The sequence below is a fragment of the Streptomyces sp. NPDC096040 genome (assembly GCF_040303265.1).
Lineage (GTDB): Bacteria > Actinomycetota > Actinomycetes > Streptomycetales > Streptomycetaceae > Streptomyces.
On sequence record NZ_JBEOTA010000001.1, the window covers coordinates 399,618 to 416,678 of the forward strand.

Annotated in this window: 12 protein-coding genes; 3 read left to right on the forward strand and 9 right to left on the reverse strand. The window is 71.3% G+C overall.

What is annotated here, in order from left to right; all coding sequences use genetic code 11:
* Positions 1 to 102: 102 nt before the first annotated feature.
* Positions 103 to 1,977, reverse strand: a complete 1,875-nt coding sequence (gene lepA, locus ABTY98_RS01800; RefSeq protein ID WP_352218866.1) for a translation elongation factor 4 — start codon at positions 1,975 to 1,977, stop codon at positions 103 to 105.
* Between the two features lie 220 nt (positions 1,978 to 2,197).
* Here lepA and rpsT point away from each other — a divergent pair, with 220 nt between their 5' ends.
* Positions 2,198 to 2,464 carry a 30S ribosomal protein S20 gene (gene rpsT / locus ABTY98_RS01805; protein ID WP_133041041.1) on the forward strand — a complete coding sequence of 89 codons (267 nt, stop codon included), beginning with the start codon at positions 2,198 to 2,200 and terminating at the stop codon, positions 2,462 to 2,464.
* Positions 2,465 to 2,663: 199 nt separating this feature from the next.
* On the opposite strand, the gene holA is transcribed toward rpsT, so the two are convergent.
* From holA to leuS, 8 genes are all read right to left on the reverse strand, one after another.
* Positions 2,664 to 3,653 (reverse strand): DNA polymerase III subunit delta, encoded by a 990-nt coding sequence (gene holA, locus ABTY98_RS01810; protein WP_352218867.1) that lies wholly within the window; start codon positions 3,651 to 3,653, stop codon positions 2,664 to 2,666.
* A gap of 115 nt (positions 3,654 to 3,768) precedes the next feature.
* Positions 3,769 to 4,014, reverse strand: a complete 246-nt coding sequence (locus ABTY98_RS01815; protein WP_352218868.1) for a hypothetical protein — start codon at positions 4,012 to 4,014, stop codon at positions 3,769 to 3,771.
* A gap of 117 nt (positions 4,015 to 4,131) precedes the next feature.
* Entirely contained in the window at positions 4,132 to 4,986 is an 855-nt protein-coding gene (locus ABTY98_RS01820) for an arylamine N-acetyltransferase family protein (RefSeq protein ID WP_502994117.1), read from the reverse strand.
* Positions 4,987 to 4,990: 4 nt separating this feature from the next.
* Positions 4,991 to 7,564, reverse strand: a complete 2,574-nt coding sequence (locus ABTY98_RS01825) for a ComEC/Rec2 family competence protein (RefSeq protein ID WP_352218869.1) — start codon at positions 7,562 to 7,564, stop codon at positions 4,991 to 4,993.
* The gene (locus tag ABTY98_RS01830) at positions 7,561 to 8,685 is read right to left on the reverse strand and encodes a ComEA family DNA-binding protein (protein WP_352218870.1); all 1,125 of its coding nucleotides are present in this window, start codon (positions 8,683 to 8,685) and stop codon (positions 7,561 to 7,563) included. Before ABTY98_RS01830 ends, ABTY98_RS01825 begins: the two co-directional genes overlap by 4 nt.
* A 131-nt stretch (positions 8,686 to 8,816) precedes the next feature.
* Positions 8,817 to 9,662: a DegV family protein gene (locus ABTY98_RS01835; protein ID WP_352218871.1), complete on the reverse strand. Its 846-nt coding sequence runs from the start codon at positions 9,660 to 9,662 to the stop codon at positions 8,817 to 8,819.
* Positions 9,663 to 9,734: 72 nt separating this feature from the next.
* Positions 9,735 to 10,463 carry a hypothetical protein gene (locus tag ABTY98_RS01840; RefSeq protein ID WP_352218872.1) on the reverse strand — a complete coding sequence of 243 codons (729 nt, stop codon included), beginning with the start codon at positions 10,461 to 10,463 and terminating at the stop codon, positions 9,735 to 9,737.
* A 159-nt stretch (positions 10,464 to 10,622) separates the two neighbouring features.
* A complete protein-coding gene (gene leuS / locus ABTY98_RS01845; protein ID WP_352218873.1) occupies positions 10,623 to 13,505 on the reverse strand; it encodes a leucine--tRNA ligase in 2,883 nt (960 codons plus the stop codon).
* Between the two features lie 426 nt (positions 13,506 to 13,931).
* Between leuS and ABTY98_RS01850 the strand changes: the two genes are divergently transcribed.
* The gene (locus ABTY98_RS01850; protein ID WP_352218874.1) at positions 13,932 to 15,224 is read left to right on the forward strand and encodes a cytochrome b/b6 domain-containing protein; all 1,293 of its coding nucleotides are present in this window, start codon (positions 13,932 to 13,934) and stop codon (positions 15,222 to 15,224) included.
* A complete protein-coding gene (locus tag ABTY98_RS01855) occupies positions 15,221 to 16,831 on the forward strand; it encodes an NADH-ubiquinone oxidoreductase-F iron-sulfur binding region domain-containing protein (RefSeq protein ID WP_351691257.1) in 1,611 nt (536 codons plus the stop codon). Before ABTY98_RS01850 ends, ABTY98_RS01855 begins: the two co-directional genes overlap by 4 nt.
* The last annotated feature ends 230 nt before the right edge of the window (positions 16,832 to 17,061 follow it).

Consider the following 17,061-nt stretch of genomic DNA (forward strand, 5'->3'; position numbering starts at 1 on the left):
CCACACAGAGCGACGCTACGCGCGCGTAGGGGTCCGCCGCACTTTCGTACGGCGGACCCCTGTTGCACCCGTTTTGCGACCGTGGCCGGTTGTTACCCGCGGTTACTTCTTGCTCTTGGTCGATCCCGCGCTGTCATCACTGCTGAGGACGGCGATGAAGGCCTCCTGCGGAACCTCCACGGAACCCACCATCTTCATCCGCTTCTTGCCTTCCTTCTGCTTCTCCAGCAGCTTGCGCTTACGGGAGATGTCGCCGCCGTAGCACTTGGCGAGGACGTCCTTGCGGATGGCGCGGATGGTCTCGCGGGCGATCACCCGGGAGCCGATGGCGGCCTGGATGGGCACCTCGAAGGCCTGCCTGGGGATGAGCTCGCGCAGCTTGGCGACGAGTCGCACCCCGTACGCGTACGCCGCGTCCTTGTGCGTGATCGCCGAGAAGGCGTCCACCTTGTCGCCGTGCAGCAGGATGTCGACCTTGACCAGGCTGGACGTCTGCTCGCCGGTGGGCTCGTAGTCCAGCGACGCGTAACCACGCGTCTTCGACTTCAACTGGTCGAAGAAGTCGAAGACGATCTCCGCGAGCGGCAGTGTGTACCGGATCTCGACGCGGTCCTCGGACAGGTAGTCCATGCCGAGCAGGGTGCCGCGCCGGGTCTGGCACAGCTCCATGATCGAGCCGATGAACTCGCTGGGCGCGAGGATGGTGGCGCGCACGACCGGCTCGTACACTTCGCCGATCTTCCCCTCGGGGAACTCGCTCGGGTTGGTGACCGTGTGCTCGCTGCCGTCCTCCATGACGACGCGGTAGACCACGTTCGGGGCCGTCGCGATCAGGTCGAGCCCGAACTCGCGCTCCAGCCGCTCCCGGATCACGTCCAAGTGCAGCAGGCCGAGGAAGCCGACGCGGAAGCCGAAGCCGAGGGCGGCGGAGGTCTCCGGCTCGTAGACGAGCGCGGCGTCGTTGAGTTGCAGCTTGTCGAGGGCCTCGCGCAGCTCGGGGTAGTCGGAGCCGTCCAGCGGATACAGACCGGAGAAGACCATCGGTTTCGGGTCCTTGTACCCGCCGAGGGCCTCGGTGGCGCCCTTGTGCTGGCTGGTGACGGTGTCGCCGACCTTGGACTGCCGGACGTCCTTCACACCGGTGATCAGATAGCCCACCTCGCCGACGCCGAGGCCGTCGGCGCCCAGCATCTCGGGCGAGTTCGTACCGATCTCCAGCAGCTCGTGGGTGGCGCCGGTCGACATCATCTTGATGCGCTCGCGCTTGTTGAGCTGGCCGTCGATGACACGGACGTAGGTGACGACACCGCGGTAGGAATCGTAGACCGAGTCGAAGATCATCGCGCGGGCGGGAGCGTCGGCGACGCCGACCGGTGCCGGGATCTCCTTTACGACCTTGTTCAGCAGCGCGTCGACGCCGACACCGGTCTTGGCGGAGACCCGCAGCACGTCGTCCGGCTCGCAGCCGACCAGGTTCGCCAGTTCCTCGGCGAACTTCTCCGGCTGAGCGGCCGGCAGGTCGATCTTGTTGAGCACGGGGATGATCGTGAGGTCGTTCTCCATCGCCAGGTAGAGGTTGGCGAGGGTCTGCGCCTCGATGCCCTGGGCCGCGTCAACGAGGAGGACGGTCCCCTCGCAGGCCGCCAGAGACCGCGAGACCTCGTAGGTGAAGTCGACGTGCCCCGGGGTGTCGATCATGTTGAGGATGTGCGTGCTGCCCTGGTCGGGACCCTCGGTGGGGGCCCAGGGCAGACGCACCGCCTGGGACTTGATCGTGATGCCGCGTTCGCGCTCGATGTCCATCCGGTCGAGGTACTGAGCACGCATCTGCCGCTGCTCGACCACACCGGTCAGCTGGAGCATCCGGTCGGCGAGCGTGGACTTGCCGTGGTCGATGTGCGCGATGATGCAGAAATTGCGGATCAGAGCCGGGTCGGTACGGCTCGGCTCGGGCACATTGTTAGGGATCGCGGGCACGCAGGGTCCTGTCTCTTGAGGCGCCTTATGCCTCGGGTCGGATCGATACGTAGTCTCCATGGTCCCATGGCGGGGGACCGAGGACCGGTTTGGGCCGTTCCCCGCCCCGCTGCTACTCTGGGCAGCTGTGTCTCATGCCCTCTCAGCGCGAGGCACGTCCTCAAGAAATCATCGGTACGGGAGCTTCACGTCCCCGCACCAGAACCTGAAAAGGCTCTTCGTGGCGAACATCAAGTCCCAGATCAAGCGGATCAAGACCAACGAGAAGGCCCGGCTGCGCAACAAGGCCGTCAAGTCCTCCCTGAAGACCGCGATCCGCAAGGCCCGTGAGGCCGCTGCCGCGGGTGACGTCGAGAAGGCCACCGAGTACCAGCGCGCTGCCGCGCGTCAGCTCGACAAGGCCGTCTCCAAGGGCGTCATCCACAAGAACCAGGCCGCCAACAAGAAGTCGGCGCTCGCTTCCAAGGTCGCGTCCCTCCAGGGCTGACACTTGATTTGACGCCGGAAGGACCCGGGCGGGCCCTCTCTCATCCGCCCCCGACCGGCCCCCAGAGCCTGTTCGCGGCCTGCGTTCGCCACGCGGGAACGGGCTCGACAGCTTGAACCGAAGCCCCGGCACCTCACCCTTCCCCAGGGTGGACGCCGGGGCTTTCGGTATTCCCGCGCGCGCCTGCCCGGTGTCCCGGTCAGCCCCGCCCGCGCGACCGTGCCGCCTGCGCGATGGTCACGACAGCCTTCTCCAGGGCGTACTCGGGGTCGTCCCCGCCGCCCTTGACCCCCGCGTCCGCCTCGGCGACGGCCCGCAGCGCCACTGCCACCCCGTCGGGCGTCCAGCCCCGCATCTGCTGGCGCACCCGGTCGATCTTCCACGGCGGCATCCCGAGCTCCCGCGCGAGATCGGCGGGCCGCCCGCCCCGCACCCCGGACAGCTTCCCGATCGCCCGCACCCCCTGTGCGAGCGCACTCGTGATCAGCACGGGGGCGACTCCGGTCGCCAGCGACCAGCGCAGCGCCTCCAGCGCCTCCGCCGTACGCCCTTCCACGGCCCGGTCGGCGACGGTGAAGCTCGACGCCTCGGCCCGCCCGGTGTAGTACCGCCCGACGACGGCCTCGTCGATGGTTCCCTCGACGTCCGCGACGAGCTGGGTCACGGCCGAGGCCAGCTCCCGCAGATCGCTGCCGATGGCGTCGACCAGCGCCTGGCAGGCCTCGGGTGTGGCGGACCGTCCCAGCGCCCGGAACTCGCTCCGTACGAACGCCAGCCGGTCCGCCGGCTTGGTCATCTTCGGACAGGCGACTTCCCGCGCCCCCGCCTTGCGCGCCGCGTCCAGCAGCCCCTTGCCCTTGACGCCGCCCGCGTGCAGCAGCACGAGCGTGATCTCCTCGGCGGGTGCTCCGAGGTACGCCTTCACGTCCTTGATCGTGTCGGCGGACAGATCCTGCGCGTTGCGTACGACCACGACCTTGCGCTCCGCGAAGAGCGACGGGCTGGTCAGCTCGGCGAGCGTGCCGGGCTGCAACTGGTCCGGGGTCAGGTCCCGCACGTCCGTGTCGGCGTCGGCGGCCCGGGCGGCGGCCACCACCTGCTGCACGGCACGGTCGAGCAGCAACTCCTCCTGCCCCACGGCAAGCGTCAACGGGGCCAGCGGATCGTCATCAGCAGTCTTCTTTGCCATCACGCCAAGCATCCCACGGCCCACTGACAACGCAGCCGCGCCGCCCGGCCGGCGCAGCCGCGGGCAGTCGTACCGCCAAGGCGGCACGGGTGGACGCGGCGGCCCAGCGCACCCGCTACGGCTCCTCCCGCCACCCCTCCCACTCCCCCGCGAACTCGTCCAGCTCCGCCGGGTCCAGCCGCCCCGCCTCGTCCCTCAGCAGCACCAGCCACTGTGCGTCCTCGGCGTCGTCCTCCCCCGCCAGCGCGTCCCGCACCAGCCGCGGCTCCTCACCGGTCCCGAACCGCTCCCCGAGCGCCTCGGCGGCTTCCTCCGCCGCACCCCGGTCCGGCAGCACCAGCACATGTCTCACATCGCTCACGGCCCCATTCTCGGGCACCGCAGCCCGCCGGAACGAGCCGGGACAACCGGCTCAGCCCACTACGCACGACTAGCACGCTACGCGCCGGTAACAACGCGTTCTCCCGTGACGCCCGAATTAGCCGTTCCGGTCAGGGTTCCATGGATTTCGCACAGACGGCACACAGTCCAGTTCGATCCCGAACCGGTCCCGGTAGACGCCGAGCACCTCCTCGTCGCGCTCCAACTCCCTTACCTCACGCGACCCGTCCGCCGCCGTCACCGTCAACGTCCGTCCACTGAGCGTGATCCGCCCGCCCTCCCCGGTGACCCGGGAACAGACCAGCGACTGCGTGAAGTGGGACGACGGCGAGGTGCTGTGCCACCACGCCCCGGCCGTGAAGTCCCCGAGCACCCGCGTCCGGACCTCCAGCCGGTGCTGCGGCTTCCCGTCCCGCAGCACGTCCAGGTCCCCGGCGACCCCACCCGCTTCTCCGCGCACCCCCGCCGCGTCCGGGCCGGCCCCGGCGATCCGGAACGCGCCGCCAGGATCCGCCTGCTCACCCCGCTCCTCGAACACCAGCGGATAGTGGCTGTGCGCCCCGAATCCCACGTCGGCGAGCCATTCACCCCCGTCCACCGTCCCGACGCGCAGCGCGAGATGGTCGTACGGGATCCCGAGCCGCCCCTGATCCCCGTACACCCGCCCCGCCAGCAGGGTCACCTCGAAGCCCAGCGCGGTCAGCAACGCCGAGAAGGCGCCGTTGAGTTCGTAGCAGAATCCACCCCGGCCCGCCCCCACCACCTTGTCCAGCAGCCGCTTCTCCTCCAGCACGATCTCCTCGCCGAGGTGGATCGACAGGTTCTCGAAGGGCACGGTCCGCAGATGCCGCACATGCAGGTCACGCAGCGCCGCCGCCGTGGGCCGGGCAGGGCGGGCGGCCCCGAGCCGGTGGAGGTAGGCGCCGACCTGCATCGTGTTCACCGAGTTCATGCCCTCAGTCTCGCGCCACTGTCAGCTCCCCCGCCTCCCCTCCCGTACGGCCACCGGTCACCGCGAGCGCCCCGTCCCGGTCGGTCCGCAGCACCACCGCCCCCGCGGCCCGGAGCCGAGCCACCGTGTCCGGTGCCGGGTGCCCGTAAGGGTTGTCCGCCCCGCACGAGATGAGCGCCACCCGGGGCGCCACCAGCCGCAGCAGCTGCGGATCCTGGTACGCGGACCCGTGATGGGCCACCTTCAGAACATCCACCCGCCCCAGTTCGGCAGCCATCGGTGATCTCAGCAGCTCCTGCTGGGCCGGGGGTTCGAGGTCTCCGAGCAGCAGCATCCGCAGCCCGGCCGAGCGGACCAGCAGGGCGACACTGGCGTCGTTCGGGCCGTCCGGTTCCGGCGCGGGGTCCGGGGGCGGCCACAGCACCTGCCAGTCCAGCCCACCGGTCGTGCGCCGCTCCCCGGCGACGGCACGCGTGACCGGGATCCGGTACTCGGCCGCCTCCCTCCGTACGAACTCGGCCTGTTCCGCCGGTTCCTCGAACCCTGTCGTCTCGATCTGTGCCACGGTCCGCCCGCGCAGCACTCCTGGCAGCCCCGCGACATGGTCGGCGTGAAAGTGGGTCAGGACGAGGAGCGGGACGCGGGTGATACCGAGTTCCCGCAGGCAGTTGTCGACCAGCGCCGGATCGGGCCCGGCGTCCACCACCACGCCCGTGCCCGCGCCCGCCGCGAGCACCGTCGCGTCGCCCTGTCCGACGTCACACATCGCCAGCCGCCAGCCGGGCGGCGGCCAGCCCGTGATCACCCGGGTCAGCGGCACCGGCCGTACCACCAGCAGCACGAGCAGCACCCCGAGCGCCCCGCACCACCACGGATGCCGCAGCAACCGCCGCCCCAGCGGTACGACGACCACCGTGACCCCGGCCAGCATCAGCGCCCCCGCCCAGCTCCCGGGCCAGTCCACGCCCGCGCCCGGCAACGCGGCCCCGGCCCGGGCGATCTGCGCGATCCACCCGGCCGGCCAACTCGCGCACCATGCGAGCACCTTGGCCAGCGGCATGGCCACCGGGGCGGCCGCGAGCGCCGCGAACCCCAGCACCGTGGCCGGCGCGACCGCGATCTCGGCCAGCAGATTGCACGGCACCGCCACCAGACTCACCCGTGCCGACAGCACCGCGACCACCGGCGCGCACACCGCCTGCGCGGCGGCAGCGGCTGCCAGGCCCTCGGCCAGTCGCTCCGGCACCCCGCGCCGCCGCAGCGCCTCGCTCCACCCGGGCGCCAGCATCAGCAGCGCCCCGGTGGCCAGGACGGACAGCAGGAAGCCGTAACTGCGTGCCAGCCACGGGTCGTACAGCACCAGCAGCAGAACCGCCGTCGCCAGCGCCGGGATCAGGGACCTGCGGCGACCGGTCGCCAGGGCGAGCAGGGCGACGGCTCCGCAGGCCGCGGCCCGCAGCACACTGGGGTCCGGCCGGCACACGACGACGAATCCGAGGGTGAGCGCCGACGCCGACAGCGCGGTCGATCGCAGTGACAGGCCGAGGCGTGGGGCGAGGCCGCGCCGCTCGACCTGCTGGGCCAGTCCCGGCGGTCCGATGAGCAGCGCGAGCAGGATGGTGAGGTTGCTGCCCGAGACGGCGAGGGTGTGCGCGAGGTCGGTCTCCTCGAAGGCCTCGTCGAGTTCGGGCGTGATCCGCGAGGTGTCCCCGACGACCAGCCCGGGCAGCAGCGCCCGCGCGTCCTCGGGCAGCCCCTCGGTCGCCTCCCGCAGCCCGGCCCGTAACCGCCCGGCCAGCCGCTGCGGCCCACTCGGCTCGCCCACCACCACCGGCGCGGGACGCTCCCGCACCCGCAGCATCGCCGCGGTCCGGTCCCCGCCGGCCGTCGCCGGCGCCAGCCGGCCGCTCACCCGCAGCCGTGTGGTGGGCAGCAGCCCGAGCCACTGCGCACGGCCGCCGCCACCGGGTGCCCGCACCCCCGGGTCGACGGCCATCAGCACCGGTGAACGCGTCGTCACCGCCGTCCCGTCACCGCTCTCCACCCGCCGCACCTCGCCGCGCACCAGCACGGCGACCGGAGTGGCGTGGTCCCCCTGCACGCGCGGCCTGCTGACCCACGGGTCGCCCGTGAGCTCCACCTCGACGGTCACGGTCGCGTAGGTGCGGGCCAGCCCGGGCACCGGCCCCCGGCGCACATCCGTCCCGTGGAGCCCCGCGGAGGCGGCGGCCCCGGCGACGCAGAGAAGCAGGGCGCCGGCGGAGGCGTTCCGCCAAGTCGGCCGGGGGGCCGGGGGGTTACCGGTCACCGTCCCGGGCAGGCGGGCCGCCCGGCTCCGCCACAGCAGGATCAGCCCGGCCACCAGGCATACGACGGCGGTCCCGGCCGTCCACCCCGGCGGCGCGTCCAGGGTCAGCGCCGCCGTCGCCCAGGCGGCCAGCGCGGGCGGCACCAGCCGCAGGTCGGCCGACGCGTCCTGCCGGGGATGCGCGGTCCCGAGCCGCTTGCCCGTGCCGGCATGCACGGCCCGGCGCACGGTCACGGATCCCGGCGGGGCTCCGTCGGTCGCACGGTTCATGGCCGCACCAGATCCCGCAGGTCGGAGAAGCGGCGGTCGCCGATGCCCTTGACCTGGCGGAGTTCGTCGACCGAGCGGAAACCGACGTGCTCGGTCCGGTAGTCGACGATGTGCTGGGCCAGTACCGGGCCGACTCCGGGCAGGGCGTCGAGCTGCTCGACGGTCGCCGTGTTCAGGGAGACCGGGGCGGCGGGGCCCGTGCCCGTCGCGGCACCACCCACGACCTGGCCCGTCGCGGCCGGTGGGGCGGGGCCCCCGACGACGATCTGTTCGCCGTCCACCAGGAAACGGGCCCGGTTGAGTCCGTCGGTGTCCGTACCTGGCCGCACCCCGCCCGCTGCCCGCAACGCGTCGGCCACCCGGGAACCGGCCGGCAGGGAGTGCACCCCCGGCTCTCGCACCTTCCCGGTGACGTCCACGACGATCTCGCCACCGGTCCCCGCGGACCCGGCGGTCCCCGCGGACCCGGCGGGCGCCGCGGCGGTACCGGTGACCGCGGCCGGGACCTTCTCCGCCTCGCTCTTCTCGTACGGCGCCTCGGCGCGCACCACCTCCGGCGCGCTCACCGACTCGGTCCGCCCCGTCCAGAAGTGCTGCACAGCCAGGGCAGCGGCCACGACGAGGACCACCCCGAGGGCGACCGCGCCCCGGCGTTCCAGCCCACAGCGGGTCTGCAGCCATACCGGCATCCGCTCCCGCACGGCGAGTGCGACCCGGGCCCGCAGCTTGGGGAGCGCCGGTTCGCGCAGGGCCGTGGTCTCGCCGGCGAGCGCGCGAGCCGAGGACACCACGGCCGCCGCCGTGGACAGTGCGGCCGCGGCGGTACGCACCCCGGACGCGGCGGCGCGCACGCCGGAGGTGGCCGTGGTCAGTCCGGCCGCCGCACCGGTGCCGGTCACCGTTGCCGCGTGCGGGGGTCCTTGTCCCGGCTCCGGCCTGGTGACTCCCCGCTCGCCGAAGAGGAGTTCCGCCCGGCGGCGCAGTTCGTCCGCCGGGGCCGGGCGGTGGCGGGTGCGGTCCCGGACCGGGGACCGGCGGTGCCGGGTGCGGCCGTCGGAGGTGGGGCCCCGGCCGGGGCCACTGGTCGCATGTGTCTCGTGTGAGCGTGATCGAAGTGCCATGCGACGAGGATGGGGCCTTCCGCCGATCCGCGATGATCTTGCTCAACTTCCGTGGATCACGGTCCGGTTGTGGATAACTTCGCCACCCGCACGAGTGAAAACGACGATGCTGCCGCCCTCGGATCCACAGGTCACCGCAGTGAGACGACTGCCCCGAGCAGGCCGGGTCCGGTGTGCGCGCCGATGACCGCACCGACCTCGCTCACATGCAGGTCGGCCAGCCCGGGCACCCGCGCCCGCAGCCGGTCGGCGAGGGCCGCGGCCCGGTCGGGGGCGGCGAGATGGTGGACGGCGATGTCCACCTCGGCGCCGCCCGCACGCTCGGCGGTGAGCTCCTCGAGGCGGGCGATGGCCCGGGACGCCGTCCGCACCTTCTCCAGGAGTTCGATCCGGCCGCCGTCAAGCTGGAGCAGGGGCTTCACGGCGAGTGCGGAGCCCAGCAGGGCCTGGGCCGCGCCGATGCGGCCGCCGCGGCGAAGATAGTCGAGGGTGTCGACGTAGAAGTACGCCGCGGTGCCGGCGGCCCGCTTCTCCGCCGCCGTGACGGCCTCGTCGGCGGTGCCGCCCGCCTCGGCGGCCTCAGCGGCCGCGAGCGCACAGAATCCGAGCGCCATCGCAACCATTCCGGTGTCCACCACCCGCACCGGGAGGGGTGCTTCGCGGGCCGCGACGACCGCCGCGTCGTAGGTGCCCGACAGTTCGGCTGACAGGTGGAGCGAGACGATGCCGGTGGCACCGGACTCGGCGACCTTGCGGTAGGTTTCGGCGAACACCTCGGGGCTGGGCCGGGACGTGGTGACGGAGCGCCGCTTCTGCAGAGCCTGGGCCAGGGAACGGGTGGAGATCTCGGTGCCCTCTTCGAGCGCCCGGTCGCCGAGGACCACGGTCAGCGGCACCGCGGTGATGCTATGGCGCTCCATCGTCCGCAGCGGCAGGTAGGCCGTGGAATCGGTGACGATCGCGACATGGCGGGACATGAGCTGGAGGTTACCTGGCGTAGCCCAGGGGCGGCAGCCCGCCCCCGCCCGCTCCGATCAGGACCGGCCGCATCAAGTGGTGCTCTCCGGCCGGGGCTTCTTCTGCCAGGGGTAGGTCTGGCGCCGCCCGGGCGGGGTGATCGCGGGCTGCGCCGGATCCTCGTCCGGGGCGGACCGGGGTGCCTCGGGCCAGGTCTGGCGGTCGCCCTGGGCGGCGGCGGCCTCGGGCCACGGCGGGGTTTCGGGCGCGGGAGCAGGACGGGTCCAGTGCCGCAGGGCGTCCGCCTCGACGCCGATCTGTGTGCTCAGGGTGTCCAGATCGTCGTCGGCGAACCGGTGGGCCCGGTCACGCGCCGCCCACCGCAAGGCGTCCGCGGACTCGGTGATACGCGCGGTACGCCGGCGCAGCCCGGGCAGCCGTGCGGCGAGCGTGGCCCGGTCCGGCTCGGACTCCAGGCGCCTGAGCTCGCCGTCCAGTTCGTGCCCGTGTGCACTGAGCCGCTGGAAGAGGCCGAGGGACTCCTTCAGCGACTCGTCGTCGCCGGCGCCCGCGTGCAGGGCGTCCTGGGTGGCCCGCATCGAGGTGCGCAGGGTGAGCCGCAGCTGGGCGATCTCGCCCGCCGGGCCGATCTGGACCATGGACTTGGCGCGCAGCGTGTGCTCCTCGACCGTCCGCCGGGCCTGCGTGATCGTACGGTCCACACCGCGCTTGGCGGCGCCGACCGCCTTGAACGTGACATACGCCCCGCCCGCGACGAAGAGCAGGAAGAGCACGGCGAATACGGCGATCACTGCTTCCACGGTGCTCCTCCTCCGCTCCCGGCCACCCGACCACACCACCGCTTCCGAGCCCGGCATGGGTGGCCGCGCTCTTCAACGGTAAACGCAAAGGGCAGGCCCGGAGTTCCAGAAAAACCCCGAACCTGCCCGTAGGGGACCACCCGGAGGCGGCCTGCGGTGTCACGCCGTGACGATGTTCACCAGCTTCGGCGCGCGGACGATCACCTTGCGGATACCCGCGCCGTCCAGCGCCGCGACGACCTTCTCGTCGGCCAGCGCCACCTTCTCCAGCTCCTCCTCGGAGATTGCCGGCGGCACCTCCAGGCGGGCCTTGACCTTGCCCTTGATCTGCACGACGCAGGTCACCGTCTCGTCCACGACGTAGTCCGGGTCGGCGACCGGGAAGTCCCGGTGCACGACCGAGTCGGTGTGGCCCAGCTTGCGCCACAGCTCCTCGGCCACGTGCGGGGCCAGCGGCGCGATCATCAGCACCAGCGGCTCGGCGACCGTACGCGGCACCGCGCCGCCCGCCTTGGTCAGGTGGTTGTTCAGCTCGGTGATCTTGGCGATGGCGGTGTTGAAGCGCAGGCCCTCCAGGTCCTGGCGGACGCCGTCGATCGCCTTGTGCAGGGCACGCAGCGTCTCCTCGTCGGCATCGGCGTCGGTGACGGTTACCTCACCGGTCGCCTCGTCGACGATGACGCGCCACAGCCGCTGCAGCAGGCGGAACTGGCCGACCACCGCGCGCGTGTCCCACGGCCGGGAGACGTCCAGCGGCCCCATCGCCATCTCGTACAGGCGCAGCGTGTCGGCGCCGTACTCGGCGCAGATCTCGTCCGGAGTCACCGCGTTCTTCAGGGACTTGCCCATCTTGCCCAGCAGCCGGGTGACCTTCTCGCCCTGGTAGTAGTAGTAGGCGCCGTCCTGCTCCTCGACCTCGGCGGCGGGCACCGGGAAGCCGCGGCCGTCGCGGTAGACGTAGGCCTGGATCATGCCCTGGTTGAACAGCTTGTGGAACGGCTCGACGGACGAGACGTGGCCCAGGTCGTACAGGACCTTCGACCAGAACCGGGCGTACAGCAGGTGCAGCACCGCGTGCTCGGCGCCACCGACGTACAGGTCGACACCGCCGTGCGGCATGCCCTGGCGCGGGCCCATCCAGTAGCGCTCGATCTCCGGGTCGACCAGCTGCCGGTCGTTGTGCGGGTCCAGGTAGCGCAGCTCGTACCAGCAGGAACCGGCCCAGTTGGGCATGGTGTTGGTCTCGCGGCGGTACTTCTTCGGCCCGTCGCCCAGGTCCAGGGTGACGTTGACCCATTCCTCGTTGCGCGACAGCGGCGTCTCGGGCTGGGTGTCCGCGTCCTGCGGGTCGAAGGTGCGCGGCGAGTAGTCCTCCACCTCCGGCAGCTCCAGCGGCAGCATCGACTCGGGCAGCGCGTGGGCGACGCCGTCCTCGTCGTAGACGATCGGGAAGGGTTCGCCCCAGTAGCGCTGGCGGCTGAACAGCCAGTCGCGCAGCCGGAAGTTGACGGTGCCCTCGCCGATGCCCTTGCGGGCCAGCCACTCGGTGATGCGGGCCTTGGCCTCGGCGACGGGCAGACCGTCCAGCTTGATGTCGTCGTTGGAGGAGTTGATGATCTTCGCATCGTACGAGGCGAAGGCGTTCTCCCACGTCGACGTGTCGGTGCCGCGGTCGTCGGTCGGCTCGACGATGCACACGATCGGCAGCTCGAAGGCGCGCGCGAACTCGAAGTCGCGCTGGTCTCCGGCCGGTACCGCCATGATCGCGCCGGTGCCGTAGCCCATCAGCACGTAGTCGGCGACGAACACCGGGACCTTGGCGCCGTTGACCGGGTTGGTCGCGTACGCGCCCGTGAAGACACCGGTCTTGTCCTTGGCCTCGGCCTGCCGCTCCACGTCGGACTTGGCGCCGGCCTGCGCGCGGTACGCGGCCACGGCCTCGGCCGGCGTCGCGTGGCCGCCGGTCCACACGTCGTGGGTGCCCTCGGGCCAGGCGTCCGGGACGAACTTGTCGACCAGCGGGTGCTCGGGGGCCAGCACCATGTAGGTCGCGCCGAACAGGGTGTCGGGGCGCGTGGTGAAGACGGTGATCTTCTCGCCGTCGATCGGGAAGTCGACGCGGGCGCCCTCGCTGCGGCCGATCCAGTTGCGCTGCTGCAGCTTGATGGCCTCGGGCCAGTCCAGCTCGTCCAGGTCGTCCAGCAGCCGGTCGGCGTAGGCGGTGATGCGCATGTTCCACTGGCGCAGCTTGGCCTTGAAGACCGGGAAGTTGCCGCGCTCGGAGCGTCCGTCGGCGGTGACCTCCTCGTTGGCCAGCACCGTGCCCAGCCCGGGGCACCAGTTGACCGGTGCGTCGGAGGCGTAGGCCAGGCGGAACTCGCCCAGGACGTCGCCGCGCTCGGTTGCGGTCAGCTCGTTCCACGCGCGCGTGTGGCCCGGTACGGCACGCTCACCGGACTCGAACTGGGCGATCAGCTCGGAGATCGGGCGGGCCTTCTTCGCCTCGTCGTCGTACCAGGAGTTGAAGATCTGCAGGAAGATCCACTGGGTCCACTTGTAGTAGTCCGGGTCGATCGTGGCGAACGACCGGCGCTTGTCGTGGCCGAGGCCCAGCCGGCGCAGCTGGGCCTTCATGTTCTCGATGTTCGCCTCGGTGGACACGCGCGGGTGCGTGCCGGTCTGCACGGCGTACTGCTCAGCGGGCAGGCCGAAGGCGTCGAAGCCCAGGGTGTGCAGGACGTTGTGGCCGTTCATCCGCTGGAAGCGGGCGAAGACGTCGGTGGCGATGTAGCCCAGGGGGTGGCCGACGTGCAGTCCCGCCCCCGACGGATACGGGAACATGTCCATGATGAACTTCTTGGGCCTGGCGACCAGCTCGGGGTCGCCGGCCAGGTCGCCCGTGGGATTCGGCGCCGCATAGGTGCCGTCGGCGTCCCAGAAGTCCTGCCAGCGTGCCTCGATCTCGGCCGCCAGGGCGGCCGTGTAGCGGTGCGGCGCGGCCTCCGCCGACGTGGCGGCGGCAGCGGGGTTCGTCTCGCTCATGATCCTCAAAGCTCCATCGATCGTCTCTGCCTGCGGCTGTGACTTTCTAGAAACGAAAAATCCCCTCACACAGGAGGGGACGCCGCGCCGATGCCGACCTGCCGTTTCGTCCGGCGGTCGGGACTGATCAGCGCGGCCCGCTAAGCAGAAGGCGTACGGCACGCATGGCGTCAGGGTACCGCAGCCCTTGAGCAAGCCGCGACGCGCTTACGTATCAACGGTTGACACGTACGTGTAAGGCGACAACCGGGACGAGTGTTGAACCAGGTTCAAAGATTACTTCGCGTAACAACCGCTAAGGGACATCGCAAGGCCCGCATTGCCCTTTGATAACAACGCAATAACTCAAACCTCGTACCGATCGGTATGGCGCCACTTAGGCTGCGGCACCGGGACCGCTTTCCCGAACTGCTCGGAGTTGCCCCCATGAACCCTCGTCGTAGTAACAGCTCGCTCCCCAAGCCAGGCCGCTCGGCCTGGGGGGTGGCGTCCGCTGTCGTCCTGTTGCTCATACCCGTGGTCGTGCTGACCGGAGGCAGCCAGTTCCAGTCGTTCCTGAACTTCGGCGCGGGCGTGCTGTCACTCGTCTCGCTGAGCTGCTCGGTGATCTGGGGTCTGATCGCACAGGACCGCATCTTCCTCAACACCCGCCAGCGGATCATCGGCCAGGCGGTGCACCGGACGACCGCGGTCGCCTCGATCGCGTTCCTGCTGGTGCACATCGTCACGAAGATCGCCCTGGACCACACCGTGGTGATCGCCGCGATCATCCCGTTCTCGCTCGGCATCACCGGAAGTGCCGGCCTGATCGGGCTCGGTTCGCTGGCCGGGCTGCTGATGATCTTCGTGGGTGTCACCGGTGCCCTGCGCAGCAACTTCGCCGCCCCGGCCGTGGTGGCGGCCCGCTGGCGGGCGATGCACATGCTGGCCTACCCCGCCTGGTGCGCCGCGCTGATCCACGGCCTGTACGCGGGCCGCGCGGCGAAGCCGTTCTTCATGATCTCCTACGACCTGTGCCTGGTCGGCGTGATGGCCGCGCTCGCGCTGCGCGCCGCCCCGCGCCCGTTCAAGCGCAAGGTCGCCGACCGCCTCGTCTCCGTCCTGGGCAGCTCGGAGCGCCCCGACCTGGACGAGCTGGACGCCAGCCGAGCCCGGGCGGGCGAGTCCGGGCTGCCGGGCTACGACGGCGGGCGCGAACGCGAGCCGAGGCCCTCGCGGGCCGACACCGCGGCCCCGCAGCCCAACCCGCTGTTCCCGTCCGGCACGCCCACCCCCGAGCCGTCCTCCGGCTTCGCGGCCGCCTACCGGGCCACCTCCACGCCCGGACAGCCCCAGTCGCCGTTCGCAGCCGGCCAGACCGCGCGCATGGAGCGGCTGGACCTCCAGGCCACCGAGGCCATCCCGCGCATGGACGGCCCCGGCAGCAGCTCGGGCAGCTGGCCGGTCCCGTCCCCGCCGCCGGTCGGCGAGGCACCGCCGTCGGCGTACGACCCGCTCCAGGACACCGGATACAACATCCCGGTCTATGGCAATCCGGGCACCAATGGAACGGGGGGACGTGATGTGTACGACACGGGTGAGACGAATGCCCGCTACGGCACGTACAACTCGAACGACACGTACAACAGCGGTCCCGCCAACGAACCAGCGCCCGGAGCGTCCTTCGACGCACCGGGTTCGGGCGAACCTTGGAACACGCCTTCCGGAGGCTATAGGTGAACGAGGCCCTGCCCGACGTCCCAGAAGTCCGCGTGGTCGGCCTTCCACAGCTCACGTCGGGCTTCGACCTTGTCGAAAGACTCGATCTGCCCATGCATCTCAAGGTGCACGGGCCGCTTGAGCCCCTGGGCGGGGAGCAGCTCGCGCAGCTCTCCGAACGCATCAACCTGAAGGGCCGCGGCGGCGCGGGCTTCCCCTTCCACAAAAAGCTGCGCTCGGTCGCCGAAGCGGCGATCAAGCGCGGTGTACGGCCGGTGGTCGTCGTCAACGGCAGCGAGGACGAGCCTGCCTGCCGCAAGGACACGGTGCTGATCAACCGCGCCCCGCATCTGATCCTCGACGGCGCGCTGCTGTGCGCCGAGGCCCTGGGTGCCCGCACGCTCGTGGTGGGGGTCACCCGGGAGTCCACACAGCGCTCCATGGAGCAGGCGCTCGCCGAACGCGGTCTGAGCACCGGCCGCCGTTCGGCCCTGAAGGCGTTCGTCCAGCGCAACCCGGTCCGGATGGTCACCGGCGCGGCCGCGTCACTGGTCCGCTCGATCGACGGCGGTCCGGCGATCCCGCCCGGCCGCAAGACCAGTGCGTCCCAGAACGGTGTCGGCGGCGCGCCGACCCTGCTGTCGAACGCGGAGACGTTCGCACAGCTGGCGATCGCAGCCCGGATCGGCCCGGAGCGTTACGGCAACACCGGCCTGTACGACGAGCCGGGCACCGTCATGCTGACGGTCTCCGGCGCGGTCGCCCGCCCCATGGTGATCGAGGTCCCCACGGGTGTGCCGTTGCGCTACGTCCTGCAGCTGGCCGGCGCCCCGCCGGTGCCGCAGGGTGTGCTGACCGGCGGCTACCACGGCAAGTGGATCGACGCGGCCACGGTCAACGAGGCGATCGTGTCCCGCAACTCCCTGGACGCGGTGGGCGGTGCGCTGGGTGCCGGCGCGATTCTGCCGATCACGCAGGACACCTGTCCGCTGGGCGAGTCTCTACGGGTCGCCCAGTGGCTGGCGGAGGAGAGCGCGGGACAGTGCGGTCCCTGCTACCTCGGTCTGCCGGCGGCCGCGCGCGGCATGGAGGACATCCTCAACGGCGGCGGACCGGCCGCCCTGGAGGCGCTCAAGCAGGTCGCGAAGAATGTGAAGCGGCGCGGCGCGTGCTCGCATCCGGACGGCTCCGCGATGTTCCTGGAGTCGACGATCAAGGCGTTCACCGACGACCTGGCCGCGCATGTCCTCGGGAACGGCTGTGGACGGCCCGTGGAGGGCGTTCTGCCGCTCTTCGAGGACGGCAAGCTCCCGACCGGTATCCCGGGTGGCGGAGAGCCGGAGGAGACCAGCGGCAGCCGTCAGAAGATCTACGTCGACTGGACGCTGTGCCGGGGCCACGGCCTGTGCGCGGACATCCTGCCGGAGGTCTTCGAGCTGGGCGCGGACGGTTTCCCGACGGTGGCGCAGGCGAAGGTGCCGCGGTTCGCGGAGGCCAAGGCGCTGCGCGCGGTGCGCCGCTGCCCGGCGCTCGCCCTGCGTCTCGAGGAGGACACGCGCTCCCAGGCGCCGGCCAAGAACCTGCCGGTTCTCTCGCAGGGCCGCGGCCGCCGGGCCCTCGGCCGCTGATCGCACCAGCGCCAGCATCAGCAACGCGACAAGTACCCCGTACAAGGCGGGCCACCCGGTCGGGTGGCCCGCCTTGTACGGGACAGAGGTTTCCCGGCGCCCGTTTCCGATGTGCCCGAATGTTTCCCGACAACGTCGAAGGCGGACCATCCATTCGGATGGTCCGCCTTCGACTTCTGTGGAGCTAAGGAGAATTGAACTCCTGACCTCCTGCATGCCATGCAGGCGCT